This window comes from Kitasatospora sp. NPDC101235 (assembly GCF_044767505.1).
Classification (GTDB): domain Bacteria; phylum Actinomycetota; class Actinomycetes; order Streptomycetales; family Streptomycetaceae; genus Kitasatospora.
The window spans coordinates 31,852-53,699 of record NZ_JBIWNZ010000018.1; the positions used below are offsets into that span (position 1 = coordinate 31,852).

Consider the following 21,848-nt stretch of genomic DNA (forward strand, 5'->3'; position numbering starts at 1 on the left):
GCACCCCTCGCACTACCGCACGTCAATGTTTGACCAGCACCTCACCCGTTCGACCTCGTTGTTCCGGGCAGTCCAGCCATCACCCGGAAGAAGGAGGGGCGTCCACATGGACGACGAGCAGGGACAGCAGGAACAAATGGTGCTGGTGCGATCGAGCTTCCCGGTCACGGGGCAGCCGATCCGCGTGGTGATGATCGACGGGGAGCCGTGGTTCGTCACGGCGGACGTGTGCGCGGTTCTCGGTCGCATCAACCCGAGCCGTGTCCGCCAAGTGGTCGGCGAAAGCCAGGTACGGGTCATCAACTCACGCTCGATTAACCTTCCCACTAGGAAGGGTAATCACGTTTCCGCAGGTCAGAAGCTCTACGAGCGCGGTAACCCAAATCTCAACGTGATCAGTGAGGCCGGCGTCTACACGCTGATCATGCGGTCGAGGAAACCGGATGCCCAGCCCTTCCGGAACTGGGTCACCCGCGACCTCCTCCCCTCCGTCCGCCGCGGGGACACCGACATCCCCACCCAGCAGCGGCGGATGGCAGAGACCCTGACCGAGGCGATCGGCCGACAGGTCGATGTCATCGCCGAGATCGACCACGAGAACTGGCCGGGGGTGACCATCCGCTCGGACGGGACGGTGCACTGTCGGCACGGGGAGATGGTCTTCCACATGCCGGCTCAGGACGAGGACAGTGGGCCGCCGTTCGGCGGGTACTACTCCTGCTCGGACGTGGAACGGGTCGGCATCCGGGGCAGCCGGACCGTCCCGGGCTGCCCCAAGGGAGTGCGGCCGCTGACGCCGTCGCTACGCCCGAGTTCGACTCAGGCGTAGCGGCGCAACCCTCACTTGAAGTGAGGGTTACGCATCTTCGCAGGTCAGAAACCCTACGCCGCGACCTTCCGCCGCAGCCTGAGGATCATCGCCGTCCCCACCGCCAACGGGACGTACTGCCAGCAGAACGCCCAGCGGAAGGCGGTGGCCGAGTAGGCCCCGGCGCCGTCCGGGGAGAGCGCGTCCAGCAGCACGCCGATGCCGAACAGGGTGATCATCGTGCCGATGAAGCCGCCCATGTTGACGATCCCGGAGGCGGTGCCGAGCCGCTCCGCGGGGTTGCGGGCGCGCGCGTAGTCGAGGCCGACCAGCGAGGCCGGTCCGTTGCTGCCCATCACCAGGATGATCCCGACCAGCAGCCAGGTCGGCGGGTGGCCGCCCGGCCAGGCCAGCACCAGCGCCCAGCCGAGCGCGGTGGTCACGATGACGGTCAGCACGATCGGCATCCGGGCCCGCGCCGAGGCGGAGAGCAGCCGGCCGAAGACGAAGCCGAAGGTCATGTTGCTGAGCACCAGCAGGGTCAGCAGCCCGCCGGCCCCGGCCCGGGACATGCCCTGCGCCTGCACCAGGTAGGGCAGGCCCCAGAGCAGGCCGAAGGCGTTGCCGGGGAACTGGGTGGTGAAGTGGATCCAGAGCCCGAGCCGGGTGCCCGGCTCCCGCCAGCAGGCGAGGACCTGCCGGCCGACCTTCGGCCGCGCCGCCCGTACCGCGTCGGGCCGTGCCGCGTCGGGCCGTACGGCGGCCTCCTGGTGGGGCGGCGTGTCCTGGAGGAAGAGCGCGACCAGCGCGAACACCACCACGCCCAGCAGGGCGATCGCGGTGAAGGTGGGCGTCCAGCCCTCGCTGTGCAGCGCCCGGGCGAGCACCACGGTGGTGACCAGGTTGCCGCCCATCCCGGCCAAGCCGGTCAGCTGGGCCACGAACGGGTTCCGGGCCGCCGGGAACCACCGGGCGGCGATCCGCAGCACGCTGATGAAGGTCATCGCGTCACCGCAGCCGAGCACGGCGCGGGAGGCCAGCGCGGGGCCGAAGGCGGAGCTGAACGCGAAGGCCAGCTGACCGGCACTCAGCAGCAGGACACCGAGCAGCAGCACCCGGCGCGGCCCGAACCGGTCGACCAGCAGGCCGACCGGGATCTGCATGGCCGCGTAGACCAGCACCTGGAGGATCGAGAAGGTGGAGAGCGCCGAGGCGCCGATGCCGAAGCGGTCGGCGGCGTCCAGTCCGGCCACGCCGAGGCTGGTGCGGTGGATGACGGCCAGGATGTAGACGCTGACGCCGATGGACCAGGCCAGCCAGGCCGCGCGACCACCGGGCGGTGCGGGTGCGGGTGCGGTCACAGGCACAGGTGTGGGGGCGGCCGGGGGCTCGGCCGTGGATCGGGGAGCGGGGACGGACAGGGACGGGGCTGAACGATCGGGCTCCACGGTCATAGTCCGACCAGACTAGTCATCCCATGATTGGACGCCCAGATCCGGGTGGTGCGAACCGGGCGTCAGCCGGTCAGCGTCCAGGACACCGAGCGGGTCATGTAGCGCTCCCGGAAGGCCTCGTCCCGCACCCAGTCGGTGGTGTCCCGGACGGTCGCCGTCACGGTGGCCGTCCGGCCCGGGGCCAGCTCCAGCCGGGCGGTGTCCAGCCAGGAGCCGTCGGCGGGCTGCGGCGTCACCGGGACGCCGTCCACCGTCCACTCCACCTTCAGCTGCCGCGGGCCGGTCAGCGGCAGCGGCCGGACGTCGAGCCGGGGCCGCCCGGCCACCTCGCCGGGGGCCGGCAGCGGGTCGTCGGTCGGCCGGACCTTGCGGTACAGCTCCTCGATGATCGCCTCCCGCGAGGGGAGGTTGTACGCACTGCCCAGGGTGCGCATCACCGAGTCCGGGGTGGGCCGGTAGAGGCCGTTGACGCTGCGGTACGCCCCGATCACCCCGGCCCCGTCCGGGGACTCGGCGCCGAGCCAGCGCCACCACTTGGTCTGCTTCCTGCGCATGTCTTCGGCGTTGAGGGTGGCGAGGTTCGGGTAGTCGGCGTCGTCCGGGGCGCTGTCGTACTCGTCGCCGAGGTCCCCCACGGTGTGCCCGATCTCGTGCTGGATGATCCGCCCGGCGTCCGGGCTGCCGCCCGCGAGGGTGGTCACCCCGGTACCGCCGGCGCCGCCGTACTCGGCGGAGTTGGCCAGCGCTATCAGGTACTGCGGCCCGGCGCCGTCGCCCGCGTACCGCGCGGTGGCGGCCTCGTCGGCGCAGAGCAGCCGGGCGGTGCCCTCGCACCAGAAGTGCATGCCGAGCGGGGTGGCGGTCTTGCGGCCGCGGCTCTCGGACTCGGCGATCCCGGAGACCGGGGAGACCACCTCGACCCGCCTGATGTTGAAGAAGCCCTGGTAGGTGCGGAAGGGCTCGATGTCCATCAGCGCGTGCCAGGCCCTGTCTGCCTGCTGCCGGAAGAGCTCCTGCTCGTCGGCCGTGTAGCCGTCGCCGAGCAGCACCAGGGTGATCCGGTTGGCCGGGTCCCCGGTGCGGCGTATGTCGAAGGTCGGGGCGGCCCCGGATGCCTGCTGGTCGGCGCGGAGGGCCGTGTGCGGCGGCACCGCGCGGTCGGCCGGCGCCCCCGGCCCGATCACGCCGAACGGCGGGGGGCCGGCCAGCTCCACGGCGGCCGGGAGGGCGGCGACGGACACCAGCACGAGTGCGGCCACACTCCGGACGAGACGGCCAGGGTTGCCACGCGGCATACGGGTGCGTCCTCCGGGCTCCGGTCACCCGGCGTCGCCCGGGTGGTGGAGCGGAGACGTACCCTGACCGGTGGGGCTCCCCTATCCGGCCGCGTAAAAGTCACCGACCTGGCCCAACGATCCGGACCTCCCGGATCATTCATGTCATACCAACCACCACCTGAGTGGCCCCCCGAAGCCCGCCGAAGAGCCCCGAAAACTTTTCGGAACTCGTCTGCAACCCCCTCCGGGGATGCGCGTCTGTACGGGTGAAGGCACGGAGAGCGAGACCGGCAGAGCCGGGGGGCGCTTCCGCTCGACAGGAGCGGGGCCGGTCGTCTTCACCCACTCACACCATCAGCACGATGACCCTGGGGAGTCACGTCATGCGCATGCCCGTTATCACCCGTTTTGCGAAGAACGACCGCACGCTCTCCCGTCGCCGCATCGCCACCCTCGCCGCCACCGCCGTCCTCGCCGGCGGCGTCCAGCTCCTCGCCACCGACACCGCCTGGGCCTGCGGGGAGGGCGCCACCACCACCCGCGCGAAGACCACCGCGAGCGTCGCCGAGGCGCCCGCCGCCGACCACCAGGGCTCCTACCAGGCCGGGTTCATCATGACCCCGGGCAACCAGACCATCACCGCGGGCGGCCCCAAGGTCGAGGTCGGCGTCAGCGTCACCAACTTCACCGGCGCCCCGTACCAGAACATCTCCGCGCTGCTCGGGATCCACAACCCGGCCGCCGGCGGCCTGGAGGCCGAGGACGTCACGGTCGAGGTCGCCTCCGCGGGCGGCTGGAAGCCGGTCAAGCTGGTCCACGGCGGCTGCGACCCGTCGCTGACCTCCGTCGAGTCCCCGGCGACCACCACCGCGCGCCTGGAGAACGGTCGGGCCGCGAACGTCCTGTTCCGGGTGGGGCTCTCCGCGAAGGCGCCCAAGGAGATGACCGGGCTCGAGTTCGTCGCCCTCGCGAAGGCCCCCGGGTTCCCGGTCCAGGGCGGCGAGTCCCGCAGCTTCCACGTGGCGCGGGCCGCAGCCCCCGCACCCAGCGCGAAGCCGACCACCCCGGCCGAGCCCGAGCCGACGCCCACCAAGACCGCCGAGCCCGCCGAGCCCGCCGCCGACAGGACCAAGGACGCCGCCCCGGTCGCCCCCGAGGCCCCGAAGGCCTCGGCCCCGGCCACCGCCCCCGCCACCGCCACCGCCACCACGGCGCCCGCCGGCACGCCCGAGCTGGCCCGGACCGGCTCCTCGTCCACCAACACCTTCCTCGCCGTCTCCTCCGCCGCGCTCCTCGCCCTCGGAGCCGGCGTCCTGATCGCCGTCCGCCGGCTCCGTCCCCAGCGTTAGTCGAACGGGCGGTCGCAACGAAGGGGCCCTCCTCCGCACGGTGCGGAGGAGGGCCCCTTCTTCGGTCCTACGAGGTCCTACCGGGCCGTCAGCCCCAGGTGATCAGGCGCTTCGGGCGCTCCAGCAACGCGGCCACGTCGGCCAGCACCTTGGAGCCCAGCTCCCCGTCCACCAGGCGGTGGTCGAAGGAGAGCGCGAGCGTGGTCACCTGACGCGGAACCACCTTGCCCTTGTGCACCCACGGCAGTTCCCGGACCGCGCCGAAGGCCAGGATGGCGGCCTCGCCCGGGTTGAGGATCGGGGTGCCCGTGTCGACGCCGAAGACGCCGACGTTGGTGATGGTGACCGTCCCGCCCTGCATGTCGGCCGGCGAGGTCTTGCCCTGACGGGCGGTCTCGACCAGCTCGCCGAGTGACGTGGCCAGCCCGGCGAGGGTCTTGGACCCGGCGTCCTTGATGTTCGGGACGATCAGTCCGCGCGGGGTGGCCGCGGCGATGCCGAGGTTCACCTGGCCCTTGAGGACGATCTCCTGCGCCGCCTCGTCCCACTGCGCGTTGATCTCGGGGTGCCGCTTGATCGCGGTGAGCAGCGCCTTGGCGACGATCAGCAGCGGGCTGACCCGGACGTCCCGGCCCAGCTCGCCGCTCTCCTTGAGCCGGCGGACGAACTTCATCGTGCGGGTCACGTCGACCTGCACGAACTCGGTGACGTGCGGGGCGGTGAAGGCCGAGGCCACCATCGCCTGCGCGGTCGCCTTGCGGACACCCTTGATCGGCACCCGGACGTCGCCCGCGGTGGGCACCGGCGCCTGCGGCGCGGCCGGCTCCGCCACGGCGGCCTCGACCACCGGGGCGGCCGGAGCGGCCTGGGCGGTGGCGTAGGCGTGCACGTCCTCGCGGGTGATCACGCCGTCCCGGCCGGTCGGGGTGACCGCGCGCAGGTCGACGCCGAGGTCCTTGGCCAGCTTGCGCACCGGCGGTTTGGCCAACGGCCGTTCCCCGCCGGGCACTTCCGCAACCGCGACCGGGGCCGCGGGCGCCGGGGCAGGCGCGACCGGGGCAGGCGCGGCCGGGGCCGGCTTGGCCGCGTCGACCCTGGTGGTGGTCGTCCGCCGCGCCCGGCGCTGGGTGCCGCCGGTGCGCGGGCCGTACCCGACCAGCACCTCGCGCCGCTCGGGCTCGGCCTCCTCGGCGGGAGCCGGAGCCTGGGCCGGCGTCGCGGCGGGCGCGGCCGGAGCCTCGGCCCCCGCCTCGCCGGCGACCGCGACCGAGATGATCACGGTGCCGACGTCGACCGTCGCGCCCTCGGGGAAGTGCAGCTTCTCGACCACCCCGTTGAACGGGATGGGCAGCTCCACCGCCGCCTTGGCGGTCTCCACCTCGCAGACGACCTGCCCGTCGGTGACGGTGTCACCGGGCTTGACGTACCAGCTGAGGATCTCGGCCTCGGTGAGGCCCTCGCCCACGTCGGGCATCTTGAACTCGCGGAGCGAGCGAACTTCGGTGGTCATCTTCGCTCCCCGGTATCAGTACGCCAGCGCGCGGTCGACGGCGTCGAGCACGCGGTCCAGGTCGGGCAGGAAGGCCTCCTCGACCCGGGACGGCGGGTACGGCGCGTGGTAGCCGCCGACCCGCAGGACCGGCGCCTCCAGATGGTAGAAGCACTTCTCGGTGAGCCGGGCGGCCAGCTCGGCGCCCATGCCCATGAAGACCGGTGCCTCGTGCACCACGACGGCCCGACCGGTGCGCTTGACCGACACCTCCAGCGCGGCGAAGTCCACCGGGGAGAGGGAGCGCAGGTCGACGACCTCCAGCCGGCGGCCGTCCTCCTCGGCGGCCGCGGCGGCCTCCAGGCAGACCTTGACCATCGGGCCGTACGCGATCAGCGTCGCGTCGGTGCCGGACCGGACGATCCGGGCGTCGTGCAGGCCCAGGTCGGCGGCGTCGCCGACCTCGCCCTTGTCCCAGTAGCGGCGCTTGGGCTCCAGGAAGATGACCGGGTCGTCGGACTCGATCGACTGCCGCAGCATCCAGTGCGCGTCGTGCGCGCTGGCCGGGGTGACCACGCGCAGACCGGCGGTGTGCGCGAAGTACGCCTCGTGCGACTCGCTGTGGTGCTCGACCGCACCGATACCACCCGCGTAGGGGATGCGCACGGTGACCGGCAGCTTGACGTGGCCCAGCGCACGGGCGTGCATCTTGGCCAGCTGGGAGACGATCTGGTCGAAGGCCGGGTACACGAAGCCGTCGAACTGGATCTCCACGACGGGGCGGTAGCCGCGCAGCGCGAGGCCGATCGCGGTACCCATGATCCCGGACTCGGCGAGCGGGGTGTCGATCACCCGGTCCTCGCCGAAGTCCTTCTGGAGGCCGTCGGTGATCCGGAAGACGCCGCCGAGCTTGCCGATGTCCTCGCCCATCAGGACGGTCTTCGGGTCGTTCTCCAGCGACTTGCGCAGCGCTCCGTTCAGCGCCTTGGCGATGCTCAGCTGACCGGCCATCAGTGGGTCTCCCCCGCCTCGAAGGAGGCCGCGTACTCGATGTACTCGGCCCGTTCCTCATCGACCAGCGTGTGCGGCTCGCTGTACACGTGGTCGAAGATCAGGGTCGGGTCCGGGTCCGGCATGCCGCGCACGCCCTCGCGCACCCGCAGCCCCAACTGCTCGCTCTCGGCGTCGAGGGCGGCGAAGAACGCCTCGTCGGCCAGGCCCTCCTTCTCCAGGTGGGCGCGGAGCCGGGTGATCGGGTCCTTGGCCTTCCAGGCCTCGGTCTCCTCGGCGTGCCGGTAGCGGGTGGGGTCGTCGGAGGTGGTGTGGGCACCCATCCGGTAGGTGAACGCCTCGATCAGCACCGGGCCGTTGCCGCTGCGGGCGTGGTCGAGCGCCCAGCGGGTGACCGCCAGGCAGGCCAGCACGTCGTTGCCGTCGACCCGGACGCCCGGGAAGCCGAAGCCGGAGGCGCGGCGGTACAGCGGGATCTTGGTCTGGGTGGTGGTGGGCTCGGAGATCGCCCACTGGTTGTTCTGGCAGAAGAACACCACCGGCGCGTTGTAGACCGAGGCGAAGGTGAAGGCCTCGTTGACGTCGCCCTGGCTGGAGGCACCGTCGCCGAAGTACGCGATCACCGCGTCGTCGGCGCCGTCCTTGCTGACGCCCATCGCGTAACCGGTGGCGTGCAGGGCCTGCGCGCCGATCACGATGGTGTACAGGTGGAAGTTCTTCTCGTTCGGGTCCCAGCCGCCGTGGTTCACGCCGCGGAACATGCCGAGCAGGTTCAGCGGGTCGACGTCGCGGCACCAGGCCACGCCGTGCTCGCGGTACGTGGGGAAGGCGTAGTCGCCGGGGCGCATGGCGCGGCCGGAACCGACCTGGGCGGCCTCCTGGCCGAGCAGCGAGGCCCACAGGCCCAGCTCGCCCTGCCGCTGGAGCGCGGTGGCCTCGCCGTCGAACCGGCGCACCAGCACCAGGTCGCGGTAGAGGGCGCGCAGCTCCTCGGGAGTGGTGGTGAGGGGGTAGTCCGGGTGCTCGACCCGCTCGCCTTCCGGCGTGAGCAACTGGACGAGCTCCGGCTGGGCGTCCTTGCCCGTGGCGCGGAGGTTGTCAGGGACGCCGGGGGCCGCCTTCTTGCGAGCCCTCGCCGTGCTTTTGACGGTCACGTTCACTCCTCGGTCTGTCCGGCCACCCGGGGTCGCCGGTGACCGGTCCGGTCACCGCCTCGCGGGGCGCGCGTGGGTGTGCGCTCCCACTGCGGGGCAGGTGGTGATCCTGTTCCGACGGCGTCCCTCACGAGAACGTTACCCAGCGTCCGCCCTCGACGCGCTTGCGCTAGGACGTCCTACTTGTTCAGGGCCTACAACCCCGAGGGTGCTGCGTTCGGCTCGCCGTCGGAAGGGTGGGGGTGACGGTCGGCGTGACGCAGCTCTCAATTCGAGCGCCTTCAGGACACCAGCGCACGTTATCCGGGCAGACGCCCGTACGTAAGGGGGTTCTCGGTATCGGTTTCGGACGGCTGTGGCCGGATCCCGTTGTGACGGAGGTGCGGGCGATAGGTCTTTCGTAGGGTGATATGGGAGGCTTTGGACGTGACTGATAACGGACAAATCAGGGTGTTCCTGCTCGACGATCACGAGGTCGTCCGACGGGGCGTGCACGATCTGCTCTCGGTCGAGGACGACATCGAGGTGGTCGGCGAGGCCGGCACGGCCGCCGAGGCACTCACCCGGATCCCGGCGGTCCACCCGGACGTCGCGGTGCTCGACGTCCGGCTGCCGGACGGCAACGGGGTCGAGGTCTGCCGCGAGATCCGGTCCAAGCTTCCGGAGATCAAGTGCCTGATGCTGACCTCGTTCTCGGACGACGAGGCGCTGTTCGACTCGATCATGGCCGGCGCCTCCGGCTACGTGCTGAAGGCGATCCGCGGCACCGACCTGATCACCGCCGTCCGGGACGTCGCGGCCGGCCGCTCGCTGCTCGACCCGGTCGCCACCAGCAGGGTGCTCGCCCGGCTGCGCGACGGCGGGGAGAAGGAGGACGAGCGGCTCGCCCAACTCACCAAGCAGGAGCGGCGGATCCTCGATCTGATCGGCGAAGGTATGACAAATCGTCAGATCGGCAACGAGTTGCACCTGGCCGAGAAGACGGTGAAGAACTACGTCTCCAGTCTGCTCGCCAAGATGGGCATGGAGCGGCGCACCCAGGCGGCCGCCTTCGTGGCGCGGCACCAGGCCGACCACCAGTACTGACCGGACGGCTGCACAGAACTGACGGCTTGTCAAGGGCCCCTGCAAAGGGGCCATAACCTCTCCACGTGACTTTCAGCCAGACCCTCGCCTGCGCCCCGGCCCGCCCCGACGTCTGCGCACCGCCGATGGGGACCCTCAGCCCACCCGTCCCGCCGGCCGCGCTCGCCGAGGTCCTGGCCCGCTACCGGGTAGGACGGCTGCTGACCGCCGAACCCGTCGCCGAGGGCCTGCTGAACCGGGGGTACCTGGTCACCACCGAGGCCGGTCCGCACTTCCTGAAGTGCTACGTCGACACCGCCACCGCCAGCCGTCCGAAGATCCTCGCCCACCACCGCGCGATGGCCGCGCTGAACACCCTCGGACTGCCCGTCACACCCCCGCTGGCCTGCGCCGAACGGTCCGGCACGGTGGCCGCCCGGGGCGGTCGGCTGTTCGCGCTGTTCCCCTGGGTCGACGGCCGGCACCGGCACGGCGGCGAGCTCGACCCGTCGCAGTGCGACGCGCTCGGCGCGCTGCTCGGCCGGCTGCACGGCGCACTCGACGACGTCTGCGCCCCGCTCGGACAACCCGCCGGCTACCGGAGCGCCGACCCCGTCGACAGCGCCGGACTCGCCCGCGACCTGCGGCGCCGCGCCCGGGAGTACCACCCGGCCGGGGAGCTGGACGCCCTGGTGGTGGAACGGCTCACGGAACGGCTGGAACTGCTCGCCGAGCACGCCCACCGCCGCCCCGCCCCGGAGGCCGCGCCGCCCACCGGCTGGACCCACGGCGACTTCCACGGCCTCAACCTGCTGTACGACGACGGCCCGCAGGGAGGCGGCCGGGTGACCGCCGTCCTGGACTGGGACAAGCTCGGCCCGCAGCCACGCGCCGAGGAGGCGGTCCGGGCCGCCACGCTGCTCTTCAACGACCGGTCGTCCGGCGTCCTCGACCTGGTCCGGGTCCGCCGCTACTCACAGGCGTACCGGGCCTCCGGTGCCGCCACCGCCGAGCACATGGCCGGCGCCGTCCACCGGGTCTGGTGGGAGCGGCTGAACGACTTCTGGATGCTGCAGTGGCGCTACCAGCGGGCCGACCACCGGGCCGACCCGCTCTACCCCGCCTCCGCGGGGCAGCTGGCGTGGTGGTGCCAGGAGTACGAGCAGGTCCTGGACGCCTTCGCCAACTGACCGGGTCAGGGGGTCGTCTTCGGGTCCGTCGTCTTCGTGTCCGTCGGCGGCTTGGCCGTACCCGTGCCGGCGCCCGAAGTCGCCGGCGGCGTCGTCGCAGGCGGCGTCGACGCCGGCGCGGTCGCCGTCGGCGTGTGGCTGGCGGTCCCGGTCGGCGTCGGGGTCGGCGTGTGCTTGCCCGAGTTCGGCGACGGCGACATGTTGTTGCCGTTGTTCCCGGTGTTGTTCCCGCCGTTGTTGCCGGGGTCGGTCGGCTGCTGCGGCTTCTTGCTGCCGGAGACCGAGGCCGGCGGGGTCACCAGACCGCCCTGGGCCGGCGCGGTCGGCTCCGTGGTGGTGACCGCCGGGGGCTGCGTCGGGGACACGCCGTGGTCGACCTTGTCGTTGCCGCTGAGCGCGAACGCGATGCCCGCACCGGCCGCGACCAGCACGGCGATCGCACCGGCCACCCAGGCCCACGGCCCGCGCCGCCGGCCGGGGCCCTCGCCGTCCTCGCCCGCGCCGCCGCCGTACGGGCCGCCGGCCGCCGGGTAGGGCGAGGAGGGGGTGTGCGGGCCGCCCGTCGAGTACGGCAGCACGGAGGTCTGGTCGCCCGGGCGCACCGCGCCGAAGGCCGCGGTGGCCGCGGTCTGGTCCGGCCGGAGCACCTGGGTCGCACCGGTGTCGCCCGCGGTCGCGCCGACCCAGCCGGCCCCGGCCGCGTCGTGCATCTCGCGCAGCGCGTGCTGCACGTGGGCGCGGAACTCGTCGGCGTCCTGGAAGCGGTCGTCCGGGTTCTTGGCGAGCGAGCGCAGCACCAGCGGGTCGAGGCCGGCCGGCACCCGGCCGTTGGCCTGCGAGGGCGGCACCGGCGGGTCCTGGACGTGCTGGTAGACCACCGACAGCGGGGTGTCGCCGGTGAACGGCGGGCGCAGCGTGAGCAGCTCGTAGAGCATGCAGCCGGCCGCGTACAGGTCGGAGCGGTGGTCGACCGGCTTGCCGAGCGCCTGCTCGGGCGAGAGGTACTGCGGGGTGCCCATGACCATGCCGGTCTGGGTCATCGTGGTGGCCCCGCCGGTCAGCGCCCGGGCGATGCCGAAGTCCATCACCTTGACCGCGCCGGTGTTGGTGATGCTCACGTTGGCGGGCTTGATGTCGCGGTGGACGATGCCGTTGCGGTGGCTGTAGGCGAGCGCCTCCAGCACCCCGGCGATGATGATCAGCGCCTGGTCGACCGGCGGCGCCTCCTCGTCCGCCAGCAGCTCGCGGACGGTGCGGCCCTCGACCAGCTCCATCACGATGTACGGCGTGGACTCGTCCCCGACGTACTCCTCGCCGGTGTCGTAGACCGAGACGATCGAGTGGTGGTTGAGCGCCGCGACGGCGTGTGCCTCGCGGGTGAAGCGCAGCCGGGCGACGTCGTCCTGGGCCAGTTCGCCGCGCAGCAGCTTGACCGCGACGGTGCGGCCGAGCCGCACGTCCTCGGCGGCGAACACCTCGGCCATGCCACCGCGTCCGAGCCGGTGGGTCAGCCGGTAGCGGCCGTCGCCGACGGTGCTCAGCGGCACCGCGGTGCCGCGGCCCGGGGTCTGCGGGCCGCCCGCGGTGACCGGGGGCAGCGCCGAGGTCGCGGCCTCGGTGCCGGGCCCGGGAATCCTCGGGGTTCCGCCGGTCCGGCCGACCGCCCGGACACCCGCGTCGTCGTCCGGCTGCTGCGTCTGTGCCATCGCTCCTCGCCCCGGGCGTTCGCTCGGATCGCGGTGCCCTGTCGCTTACGTATCCCCGAACGCTACCGCTTCCGGCGGACGGCTGTGGCACCCCCGGACCTGCCGGAAACCGTCAGAGCAGGCCATTCCGGTCGGCCGGGAGGTCGACGACCAGCACGTTGGCGGGAAGGGGTGCGTGGCCGAGCTTGCCGCCGCTCTTCTCGTTCGCCTTGTTGACCACGATCGCGATGATGATGCCCGCCAGGACCAGCACGCCGATGATGATCCCGATCACGACCGCGGCCGTCGAGCAGCCGCCGCCGGCGGGCTGCTTCGGCTGCTGGTACGCCGGCATCGGCTGCGGCGGCGGGGTGTGCGCCTGCGGCCCGCCCTGCTGGAGGTACTGCGGGTGCGGGGTGTGCGCCTGCGGCCGTGGGGGCTGGAAGGCCGGCGGCGGGGTCTGGTACTGCGGCTGCCCGCCCTGCTGGAGGTACTGCGGGTGCGGGGTGTGCGGGGCCTGCGGCGGCGCCTGGTAGGCCGGCGGCGGGGTCTGGTACTGCGGCTGCCCGCCCTGCTGGAGGTACTGCGGCTGCGGCGTCTGCGGGGCCTGCGGAGCGGCGTGCACCGAGCGCGGGCCCTCGTTGATCACCAGCGGGGTGCTGGCCTGCAGCTTGTGCCCGCTGTCGCCGCCCTTGGCGGCCGCGATCAGCCGCTCCGCCTCGTCCCGCATCGCCGCCGCGCTCTGGAACCGGTGCGCCGGGTCCTTGCGCAGCGCCTGGGCGACGAAGGCGTCCACCTCGGGGGTGATCGAGCGGTTGAGGGTGGAAGGGGCCGGCGGCTCCTCCTGGACGTGCTTGTAGGCGATCGAGAACGCCGAGTCGCCGTCGAAGACCAGCTGCCCGGTGACCATCTCGAAGAACATCACGCCGACCGAGTACAGGTCGGAGCGGGCGTCCACCGGCTTGCCGAGCGCCTGCTCGGGCGAGAGGTACTGCGGGGTGCCGACCACCATGCCGGTCTGGGTCATCGACGTGACGCCGGATTCCAGCGCGCGGGCGATGCCGAAGTCCATGACCTTGACGTTGCCCTTGCGGTCGAACATGACGTTGCCGGGCTTGATGTCGCGGTGCACCAGGCCCATGTCGTGCGAGGCCTCCAGCGCGTTCAGCACGCCGACGGTGACCTTCAGCGCATCCTCGACCGGCATCGCGCCGTACTGGCCGATCGCCTCGTTGATCGCCTCGCGCAGGCCCTTGCCGTCGATCAGCTGCATGACGATGTACGGCGTGCTGGAGCCGTCCGGGGCGATGTCCTCGCCGCTGTCGTACACCGTGACGATGTTGGGGTGCTCCAGCCGGGCCACGGCCTGGGCCTCGCGGCGGAACCGCTCCTTGAACGAGTCGTCCCGGCCCAGCTCGCTGTGCATGCTCTTCAGCGCGACCTGCCGGTCCAGCACGCTGTCGTAGGCGAGGTGCACGGAGGCCATGCCGCCCTCGCCCACCAGCCGCTGCAGCACATAGCGGCCGTTGCCCCGGGAGAAGCCCTCGACCGCCGCGTTGCCGTGCTCGCTCATGGTCCTCTGCTCCCCCTCGGCTCGGCCGTGCTTGCCGCAGCCTGACGTTCGGTCTCGTCCGTGCGTGGTGGGCCCGGCCCGCTGGCCTGGCGGGCCCCTGCCGCGGCGGTTCCACCGGCCGGCGACAGGGGCCAGGGTATCGGCTCGCGCCGACGGTGATCGGTCCAGGGCCGGGCCCGGCCCCGGGCCGCCCACGCTCGGTGCGGGTGGCCCGGGGCCGGGGCGGATCGTCGTGGTACGTCCGGTCCGACGGCGGTCCGGACGTACCTACCGGCGGGTACCGCCGGCTGCGGCTACAGGTAGGGGCCGGAGCGGATGCCGCGGCCCTGGCCCAGCTCGTCCTCGTCCGGCTCGCCGCTGTGCAGACCGGGCGGCAGCGCCCGCCGCATCTGCTCCAGCTGGGCCCGCGCCGCCATCTGCTGCGCGAACAGGGCGGTCTGGATGCCGTGGAACAGGCCCTCCAGCCAGCCGACCAGCTGGGCCTGGGCGATCCGCAGCTCGGCCTCGGTCGGGATGGTGTCGTCGGTGAACGGCAGCGACAGCCGCTCCAGCTCGGCAACCAGCTCCGGGGCCAGCCCCAGTTCGAGCTCCTTGATCGAGCTCGCGTGGATGTCCTTCAGCCGGGCCCGGCTCGCCTCGTCGAGGGGCGCCGCCCGGACCTCCTCCAGCAGCTGCTTGATCATGCTGCCGATACGCATGACCTTGGCGGGCTGCTCGACCATCTCGGTCACCGGGAGCTCACGCGGCACGTCGCCCTCGTCGTCCCCGCCCCCAGCCGTGCCCGCGAACCCCTGGCCCACGGGCAGCCCGTCCGGTCCGACGATCAGCACCTTCTGGCCGTCCTGCGACTGCCCGCCGGCGGCCCGGAAGGGCTCCTGCGACGGGCGCTCGTTCATCGGATTCGTCATGAACAACATTCTCTCTCACTGGGGTTGGTCGGGCGGAAGCCCCCGGTCGTCCCGCCGTCCTGCGCCACCCGCGACGAAGGTACGCCCCCGGGCGCCCTGCGGGCATCCGTACGGGTACTCAGTTCCCGCGCCCCGGCCGCCGACCGCCCGGCGACCGTGCCCCGGCCCCGCCCGCACCGGCCCGCCGCACCGCACCCGCCGAAACCCCGGACCGTCCCGGGCGTGCCGCACCCGGAAGCCGGTCCCGGTCCCACACCGGATCTCCACACCCGGCGGGGCCCCGGCCCTGCCGGCCGCGGCCCCGCACGTCAGCCCCTGCGCAGCCGCAGGCCGACCAGTCCCAGGCCGCAGCCGATCAGTCCCAGGCCGACGCCCAGCGGGAGCTGGGTGGTGGAGGCGTCCTGCCAACGGGCGGGAAAGAGCGCGGGCACGGCGGCGGCAGCCGCGACGGTGTCCGGAGCGGCCGGGGCCGGAGCGGCGGCACCGCCGGGGGCCCAGGCCTCCGCGGCCTCCGCGTCGGTCTCCGGCCGCCCGGCCTCGACGCCCTGCTCCGGGGCCTGTCCGGGAGCCTGCTCGGTGGCCTGCTCCGGCACCTGTTCGGGGGGCTGCTCGGCGGCCTGCTCCGACACCTGCCCAGGGGCTTGGTCCGGGGCCTGTTCGGGAGCCTGCCCAGGGGCTTGGTCCGGCACCTGCCCGGGAGCCTGCTCCACGGCGGCGTCGGAGCGCTCGGGCAGCGAGGCCACGTGGTGCCGGTGGACCTGCGCGAAGTAGCCGCCCGGGTGCGAACGCGGCACCGGCCGCCGCGGCCGGTGCCGTGGCCGCGCGGCCGCCGCCCTGGACGCGCCCGGCTCGGCACTCGGCTTGGCACTCGGCTTGGCACTCGTCCCCGCCTCCGGCGAGGACAGCCCCTCCGGCGAGGACAGGGTCACCGGCAGGGGCAGCGCCGCCGGCGAGGGCAGCGCCACCGCCGCCGAGGCGGCGGCCAGCGGGAGGGTGAGCCCCAGCACGGCCGCCGCCAACAGCCGCTGCGCGCGGCCCGGAGAGCGGCGGGAAGTACGACGGTGATGCGGTGATGCGGGCAGCGGCCCGAGGAGTGCGTGCAGTGATGCGGCCACGGTCGGAGTCCTTCCGACGGCCGATGGCGCCCGGAGGCGGGATCGGCGGCGGGACTGCTCCGGACCAGGCTCGCACGCCCCGGCTCGTACGGCATTTCGGGCGATTTACCCCCCGGTTCCGTTACCGCCCCGCCGCCGTGCCTCCCGGCGCTCAGGCCCGCAGCACGACCTTCCCGACCTGCTCCCCGCGCTCCAGCACCCGGTGCGCCTCGGCCACGTCGGCCAGCGACAGCACCCGGTCCACCACCGGCTTCACCACCCCGGACTCGACCAGCGGCCACACGTGCTCCCGCACCGCCGCCACGATCGCCGCCTTCTCCGCCAGCGGTCGTCCGCGCAGGTTGGTGGCGATCACCGCGCCGCGCTTGCGCAGCAACGCGTTGAGGTCGAGCTCGCCCTTCACCCCGCCCTGGAGTCCGATGATCACCAGCCGCCCGTTGACCGCCAACGCGTCCACGTTCCGCTGGAGGTACTTGGCACCCATGATGTCCAGGATCACGTCCGCCCCGGCCCCGCCGGTGGCCTCCCGGAGCGCCTCCACGAAGTCCTGCTCGCGGTAGTCGATCAGGATGTCCGCGCCCAGCTCGACGCACCGCGCCAGCTTCTCCGGGCTGCCCGCGGTGACCGCGACCCGGGCGCCGACCGCCTTGGCGAGCTGGATCGCCATGGTCCCGATCCCGCTCGCACCGCCGTGCAGCAGCACCGTCTCGCCGGGCCGCAGGTGCGCGGTGAGGAAGACGTTGGACCACACCGTGCAGGCGACCTCGGGCAGCGCCGCGGCCTGCTCGACGGACAGCCCCGCGGGCAGCGGCAGCAGCTGCCCGGTCGGCACCGCGACCCGCTGCGCGTAGCCGCCGCCGGCCAGCAGCGCGCACACCTCGTCGCCGACCGCCCAGCCGGACACCCCGGGCCCGAGCGCGACGATCCGCCCGGCGCACTCCAGCCCCGGGTAGGGCGAGGCGCCGGGCGGCGGGTTGTAGAAGCCCTGCCGCTGGAGCAGGTCGGCACGGTTGACGGCGGTGGCCGCCACCTCGACCAGGACCTCGCCCTCAGCGGGCACCGGGTCGGGCACCTCGGCCCAGACCAGTGCCTCGGGACCGCCGGGTACGGGAATCGTCATCGCATACATGCCCCGAACCTACTGCGGGCCGGGGCGGTTCCACGGCGTGGCTCAGCCGGTCGGCGCGACTCCGCTGGACTTGATGACGATCACCCGGTCGGTGAGCTGGAGCACGGCGGCCTCCGGCTCCGTGTAGTTGAGCACCCGTCGGCCCCGGACCACCGCGACCACCAGGTCCGCGCACTCGCGCGGGCTGTGCCCGGCCTCGGCCCGGGTGACCGGGCGCTCCACCACGTCCAGCCCGTTGCCGTACGTCAGCAGGTCCTCCATCACCGCCCCGGCGTGCGGGCTGAGCATCGACAGCCCGAGCAGCCGCCCGGCCGAACTGGAGCTGGTCACCACGACGTCGGCACCGCTCTGCCGCAGCAGCGGAGCGTTCTCGTCCTCCCGGACGGCGGCTACCACGGTGGCGGACTTGTTCAGCTGGCGGGCCGTCAGGGTGATCAGCACGGCGGTGTCGTCCCGCTCCGGCGCGACCACCACCCGCGCGGCGGTGGGCAGCGCGGCGCGCACCAGGGTGTCGGTGCGGGTGGCGTCGCCGACCACCCCGACCAGGCCGTGCTGGGCGGCGTGGTCGATCACCTTGCGCTGCGGGTCGACGACGACGATCTCCTCCTTCTTCGCCCCCTGTCCGAGCAGGGTGTCGACGGCGCTGCGGCCCTTCGTCCCGTAGCCGATGACGACGGTGTGCTCGCGCACGGTGGACCTCCAGCGGTTCAACCGCCATTGCAGGCGGGTCCGTTCGGTGAGCACCTCCAGGGTGGTGCCGACCAGGATGATCAGGAACACCACGCGCAGCGGGGTGATCACGAAGATGTTGGTGAGCCTGGCGCTGTCGCTGTACGGGGTGATGTCGCCGTACCCGGTGGTGGAGAGCGTCACCGTGGCGTAGTACGCCGCGTCCAGGAAGCTGAGCCCGCCACCGGCGTTGTCGTTGTAGCCGGCCCGGTCGAAGTAGACGATGAACGTGGTGGCGACCAGTACGGCGAGCGCCAGCAGCAGCCGGGAACCGACCTGCCGGACGGCGGGCGCGGTCCGGCGGGCGGGCAGCACGATCCCGGCGTCCGCCCACGGCTCGGTGCCGGGCGCCAGGTTGCGTCGCAGGCGGCTCATGCGCCCACCCCTGCCCCGGCGTCCGGCCCGGGGCGCCCCCGCCGCTCGACAGCCGCTTCGCCGGACGCGCACCTCGTGATGGTTCTCCCCCGGCCTCCGGCCGTGGGGACCCCTGTGCTTCGCTCGCTCACGGCACCTCCAGGAGTTCGACCGTCTCCCCCGCCGCCGCCCCGCCGGGCGGCACCACGGCCAGCGCCTCGGCCCGGGCGAGCCCGCGCAGCATCGCCGGCCCGTCGAAGGCCAGCGGCAGGACGCCCTCGGCGCTCCGCCGGACCGGCTGGAGCCGGGTGTCCGTCGGGTGCCCGGGCAGCGCCGTCGCGGCGGGGGCGAGGGCGGGGGCCCCGGCGGCCCGTCCGCTGCAGGCGTGCAGCAGCGGCAGGACGAGGGTGACCATCGCGGCGACGGCCGCCAGCGGATTGCCCGGCAGGCCCACCAGGTGGCGGCCGCCCGGGAGTTCGGCCAGCAGCATGGGGTGCCCCGGCCGGGCGGCGACGCCGTCCACCAGCAGCCGGGCACCGGCCTCGGCGAGCGCCCGGTGCAGGAAGTCGACCGGCCCGGCGGCCGTTCCGCCGGTGGTGACCACGAGATCGGCGGCGGAGTGCCGCAGCGCGTCCAGGAGCAGATCGAAGTCGTCCCGGACGTACCGGACTTCGGCCGGCTCCGCACCGGCGGCCCGCAGCCAGGGCGGCAGCAGCGGCCCGAGCGCGTCCCGGACCAGGCCCGGCCCGGGCACCCCGGAGATGAGCAACTCGTCGCCCAGAACGAGAAGTTGGACCTTCGGACGGCGGTGGACCGGCAGCCGGTCGTGGCCGCAGGCGGCGGCCAGGCCGAGCACGGCCGGCCCGACCGGCGTGCCGGACGGCAGCAACTCCTCGCCCCGGCGGCACTCCTGGCCGCGCGGGCGGACGTCCTGGCCGGTGGTCAGCGGCCGCGGGCCGCGGTCGTGCAGCAGCGCGCCGTCCGTCCGCCCGTGCTCACGGCGCAGTACGGCGGTGGCGCCGGCCGGCAGCTGGGCGCCGGTGGCGATCTCCACGGCGGTGCCGTCGGCCAGCGGCGCCGGCTCGGCCCGTCCGGCCAGCACCCGGCCGGCGACCCGCCACGGGCCGGGACCGGCGACCGCCCAGCCGTCCATCGCGGAGGTGTCGAAGGCGGGCAGGTCGGTCAGCGCGCCGAGCGGCTCGGCGAGGGTGCAACCCAGCGCCTCGGCCAGCGGGACTCCGACCCCGGGCAACGGGCGCAGCCCGGCCCGGCGCGCGGTCTCGCGGGCCCGGGGCCAGCTCAGCACGCCGGGGGCGGTGGACGGTGCGGCCACGGTGGTCCGTCCGACCGTGCTCACGACTCGCCCGGCCGGCCGGCGGCGCCCCAGCCCTCGGCGAGGGCCTCGGTCCGCCGGGCCGCCTCGGCGACGGCCTCCGCCCCGCCGCCCCGCTGGGCGGCCGCGTAGCCGATCAGGAAGGCGGTCAGCGGCGCGGCCGGCCGGGCCACTCCGTGCGCGACCACCCGGGCCACGTCGAGCAGACCACGGACGTCCACGTCCAGGTCGATGCCCAGGTCGGCCTTGACCTCGGCGATCCAGTCATCCAGCGTGCGCTCCATGCGCCCATGCTGCCCGATCGGCGGTTTCCCCGAGGTGTTCGGCCCGTGTGCGGGGCACGTCGTTTCGCTCACACCCCGGTGTCTGCGTCGGTGAGGTTCAGCTTCGGTCGCGCTCGCGGGCCTGCTCCAGGTCCTCCCAGGTGTCGCAGTCGTAGGCGACGTCGTCGGTGTCGGCCACCCGTACCCCGCTCAGCCCGCCGAGGAAGCGCCGCAGCGACTGGCCGGCCGGGTCGCCGAGGGCGGCCAGCGCGTCGCGCAGCGCCGCGGTCCGGTAGGCGGCGGCGAGCGGCTGGTCGCGGCCGCCCGCGTCCACCAGCACGGCGGCGTCCCCGTACGGCCCGGCCTCGTCGAGGGCGGTGACCAGCCGTTGCACCGTCCGCCGGTCCAGGAACGGCAGGTCCGCGGCGAGCAGCAGCACGGTGTCCGCGGTGACCAGGTCGAGCCCGGCCGCGACGGCGGCGACCGGCCCGCCACCGGGCGGCTGCTCCCTGGTCCAGCGGACTCCGGCCCGCGCGGTCGGCCGGGCCGGGCCGACCACGACGGTGGTGCGGGCGCCCGCGCAGGCGGCGAGCACCCGGTCGAGCAGGGTGGCCTCGCCCACCGTCAGGCCCGGCTTGTCGGCCCCGCCGAGGCGCCGGGCGCTCCCGCCCGCCGGGACGATCGCGTCGTAGGGCGTCATGCGGCCAGTATCCGCCCTACTGCGCCGCGGCCCCGCCGTCCTCCGCAGGCTCCGGACCCTCCTCGGCCCCGGACCGGGCGGCCTCGGCCGCACGGGCGGTGTTGGCCGCCGCGCCCAGCTCCAGGAAGGACGGCAGGGTGAGCTCCCCGTACCGCTCGTTCATCGCCGTGACCAGCGCCTCCGGATCGTCCGGGTGCGCGGCCAGCAGCCGGTCGAAGTCCTGGAGGTACTCGCCGGTGAAGGCCAGCACCCGGGCGGCGTCGTCGCCCTGGTCCGGGGCCCGGTGGCCGGCGATCACCCGGTCCGCGCCGAGGTCGGCGATCCGGCCGAGGTTGTGGCCCCAGGTGGTGCGCTGGGCCGGGGTGGTGTCGGCGGTCCAGGGGTGGGTGCCGTTGTGGACGAAGTCCCCGGCGATCACGGTGCGGATGCTCGGCACGTGGACGACCGTGGAGTCCCCGCAGTCGGCCTGGCCGAGCAGCAGCACCGGGATCACCTGGCGGTCCAGCATCAGCGGCTGCGGCAGCAGCGGGGCGGGGATCAGCGGGTGGTCCGGGATGTCGTCTCCGTACACCGGCTTCCACTGCGCGACCTTGGCGGCGACGGTGCGCCGGATGCCCTCGACCACGGCCGGGGCGGCCAGCAGCTGCGCGTCCGGGAAGAGCCGCAGCACCTCCTCGGCGCCGAAGTAGTGGTCCGGGTGCTGATGGGTGACCACGACGGCGAGCAGCCGTCTGCCCTTGCCCGCGACCCACTCGGCCAGCTCGCGCCCGGCGCTGCGGGTCAGCTGGGCGTCCACCAGGATCGCGGTCCGCTCGCCGAGGATCAGCGTGGAGGTGGCGAAGAAGGCCGACTCGGGGCCGGTGAAGACGGCGACCTCCAGCGGCCGGGCGGGCCGCTCGGCCTCGGGGAGCTCGATGGGCTGGGTGTCCGCGGGCTCGCCGCCGGCGCTCTCCTCGGGCGGGGACGACGTCACGGGCTGCTCCCTCTGGTCGGCGGACGGGTTCCCGGCGTGGACCCTCCCCGCACGGTCGGTTCTCCTGCGCCCTACAGCATGGGAGTACTGCTGCCCGATTCCGCGGAAGGCGCGCCCGGTGGGGCACGCCAGCATCCCGGTCAGCACCTTCTCCAGGTAGGTGGTGACGAACTCGTACGGCTCGCGCGGGGCGCCGGGCGCGTACGAGCCGCCCCCGGACATGCGGAAGGGCCCGCCTGCTGTCACCAGCAGACGGGCCCTTCACCTGAGCGGAACCCCGGCGCGGAAC

Annotated in this window: 17 protein-coding genes and 1 pseudogene; 4 read left to right on the top strand and 14 right to left on the bottom strand. The window is 73.7% G+C overall.

Translation table 11 applies throughout. The features are described 5' to 3' along the window. The first annotated feature begins 106 nt into the window (after positions 1-106). Positions 107-829, top strand: coding sequence for a Bro-N domain-containing protein (locus ACIRRH_RS26990; protein ID WP_403072391.1), 723 nt, complete (start codon positions 107-109; stop codon positions 827-829). 53 nt (positions 830-882) lie between these two features. On the opposite strand, the gene ACIRRH_RS26995 is transcribed toward ACIRRH_RS26990, so the two are convergent. Both ACIRRH_RS26995 and ACIRRH_RS27000 read right to left on the bottom strand, forming a co-directional pair. Further along, positions 883-2,262: a nitrate/nitrite transporter gene (locus ACIRRH_RS26995; RefSeq protein ID WP_403072394.1), complete on the bottom strand. Its 1,380-nt coding sequence runs from the start codon at positions 2,260-2,262 to the stop codon at positions 883-885. Between the two features lie 62 nt (positions 2,263-2,324). Continuing rightward, positions 2,325-3,521 carry a M64 family metallopeptidase gene (locus ACIRRH_RS27000; protein WP_403072397.1) on the bottom strand — a complete coding sequence of 399 codons (1,197 nt, stop codon included), beginning with the start codon at positions 3,519-3,521 and terminating at the stop codon, positions 2,325-2,327. 401 nt (positions 3,522-3,922) lie between these two features. Between ACIRRH_RS27000 and ACIRRH_RS27005 the strand changes: the two genes are divergently transcribed. After that, on the top strand, positions 3,923-4,888 hold the full coding sequence (locus tag ACIRRH_RS27005; RefSeq protein ID WP_403072399.1) for a hypothetical protein: 966 nt from the start codon (positions 3,923-3,925) through the stop codon (positions 4,886-4,888). 88 nt (positions 4,889-4,976) lie between these two features. On the opposite strand, the gene ACIRRH_RS27010 is transcribed toward ACIRRH_RS27005, so the two are convergent. Genes ACIRRH_RS27010 through pdhA form a run of 3 tightly spaced genes read right to left on the bottom strand, consistent with a single transcriptional unit; the run spans position 4,977 to position 8,542 of the window. Beyond that, on the bottom strand, positions 4,977-6,398 hold the full coding sequence (locus tag ACIRRH_RS27010; RefSeq protein ID WP_403072402.1) for a dihydrolipoamide acetyltransferase family protein: 1,422 nt from the start codon (positions 6,396-6,398) through the stop codon (positions 4,977-4,979). Between the two features lie 15 nt (positions 6,399-6,413). Continuing rightward, positions 6,414-7,388 carry an alpha-ketoacid dehydrogenase subunit beta gene (locus ACIRRH_RS27015; RefSeq protein ID WP_403072404.1) on the bottom strand — a complete coding sequence of 325 codons (975 nt, stop codon included), beginning with the start codon at positions 7,386-7,388 and terminating at the stop codon, positions 6,414-6,416. Next, entirely contained in the window at positions 7,388-8,542 is a 1,155-nt protein-coding gene (gene pdhA, locus ACIRRH_RS27020) for a pyruvate dehydrogenase (acetyl-transferring) E1 component subunit alpha (protein WP_403072406.1), read from the bottom strand. The genes ACIRRH_RS27015 and pdhA overlap by 1 nt, the downstream gene beginning before the upstream one ends. 426 nt (positions 8,543-8,968) lie before the next feature. On the opposite strand from pdhA, the gene ACIRRH_RS27025 reads away from it, so the two are divergent. Then, entirely contained in the window at positions 8,969-9,628 is a 660-nt protein-coding gene (locus ACIRRH_RS27025; protein ID WP_074001879.1) for a response regulator transcription factor, read from the top strand. A 65-nt stretch (positions 9,629-9,693) separates the two neighbouring features. Beyond that, the gene (locus ACIRRH_RS27030) at positions 9,694-10,797 is read left to right on the top strand and encodes a phosphotransferase (RefSeq protein ID WP_403072410.1); all 1,104 of its coding nucleotides are present in this window, start codon (positions 9,694-9,696) and stop codon (positions 10,795-10,797) included. A gap of 5 nt (positions 10,798-10,802) precedes the next feature. Here ACIRRH_RS27030 and ACIRRH_RS27035 read toward each other — a convergent pair whose 3' ends face one another. From ACIRRH_RS27035 to ACIRRH_RS27075, 9 genes and pseudogenes are all read right to left on the bottom strand, one after another. After that, positions 10,803-12,503: a protein kinase gene (locus tag ACIRRH_RS27035; RefSeq protein WP_403072413.1), complete on the bottom strand. Its 1,701-nt coding sequence runs from the start codon at positions 12,501-12,503 to the stop codon at positions 10,803-10,805. Between the two features lie 112 nt (positions 12,504-12,615). Beyond that, positions 12,616-14,055, bottom strand: a complete 1,440-nt coding sequence (locus ACIRRH_RS27040) for a protein kinase (protein WP_403072416.1) — start codon at positions 14,053-14,055, stop codon at positions 12,616-12,618. Between the two features lie 293 nt (positions 14,056-14,348). Next, entirely contained in the window at positions 14,349-14,951 is a 603-nt protein-coding gene (locus ACIRRH_RS27045; protein WP_403072737.1) for a bacterial proteasome activator family protein, read from the bottom strand. A 320-nt stretch (positions 14,952-15,271) separates the two neighbouring features. After that, on the bottom strand, positions 15,272-16,078 hold the full coding sequence (locus tag ACIRRH_RS27050) for a hypothetical protein (RefSeq protein ID WP_403072419.1): 807 nt from the start codon (positions 16,076-16,078) through the stop codon (positions 15,272-15,274). A 151-nt stretch (positions 16,079-16,229) separates the two neighbouring features. Further along, complete coding sequence (locus ACIRRH_RS27055; protein WP_403072422.1) at positions 16,230-17,207, bottom strand: NAD(P)H-quinone oxidoreductase; 978 nt, start codon at positions 17,205-17,207, stop codon at positions 16,230-16,232. A 42-nt stretch (positions 17,208-17,249) separates the two neighbouring features. Next, positions 17,250-18,311 carry a potassium channel family protein gene (locus tag ACIRRH_RS27060; RefSeq protein ID WP_403072425.1) on the bottom strand — a complete coding sequence of 354 codons (1,062 nt, stop codon included), beginning with the start codon at positions 18,309-18,311 and terminating at the stop codon, positions 17,250-17,252. 127 nt (positions 18,312-18,438) lie between these two features. Next, the gene (locus tag ACIRRH_RS27065; RefSeq protein WP_403072428.1) at positions 18,439-19,647 is read right to left on the bottom strand and encodes a molybdopterin molybdotransferase MoeA; all 1,209 of its coding nucleotides are present in this window, start codon (positions 19,645-19,647) and stop codon (positions 18,439-18,441) included. After that, positions 19,644-20,586 (bottom strand): annotated as a pseudogene (locus ACIRRH_RS27070) (NTP transferase domain-containing protein). The gene ACIRRH_RS27065 and the pseudogene ACIRRH_RS27070 overlap by 4 nt, the downstream one beginning before the upstream one ends. Before the next feature lie 16 nt (positions 20,587-20,602). Further along, the gene (locus tag ACIRRH_RS27075; RefSeq protein WP_403072430.1) at positions 20,603-21,781 is read right to left on the bottom strand and encodes an MBL fold metallo-hydrolase; all 1,179 of its coding nucleotides are present in this window, start codon (positions 21,779-21,781) and stop codon (positions 20,603-20,605) included. Positions 21,782-21,848: the final 67 nt, after the last annotated feature.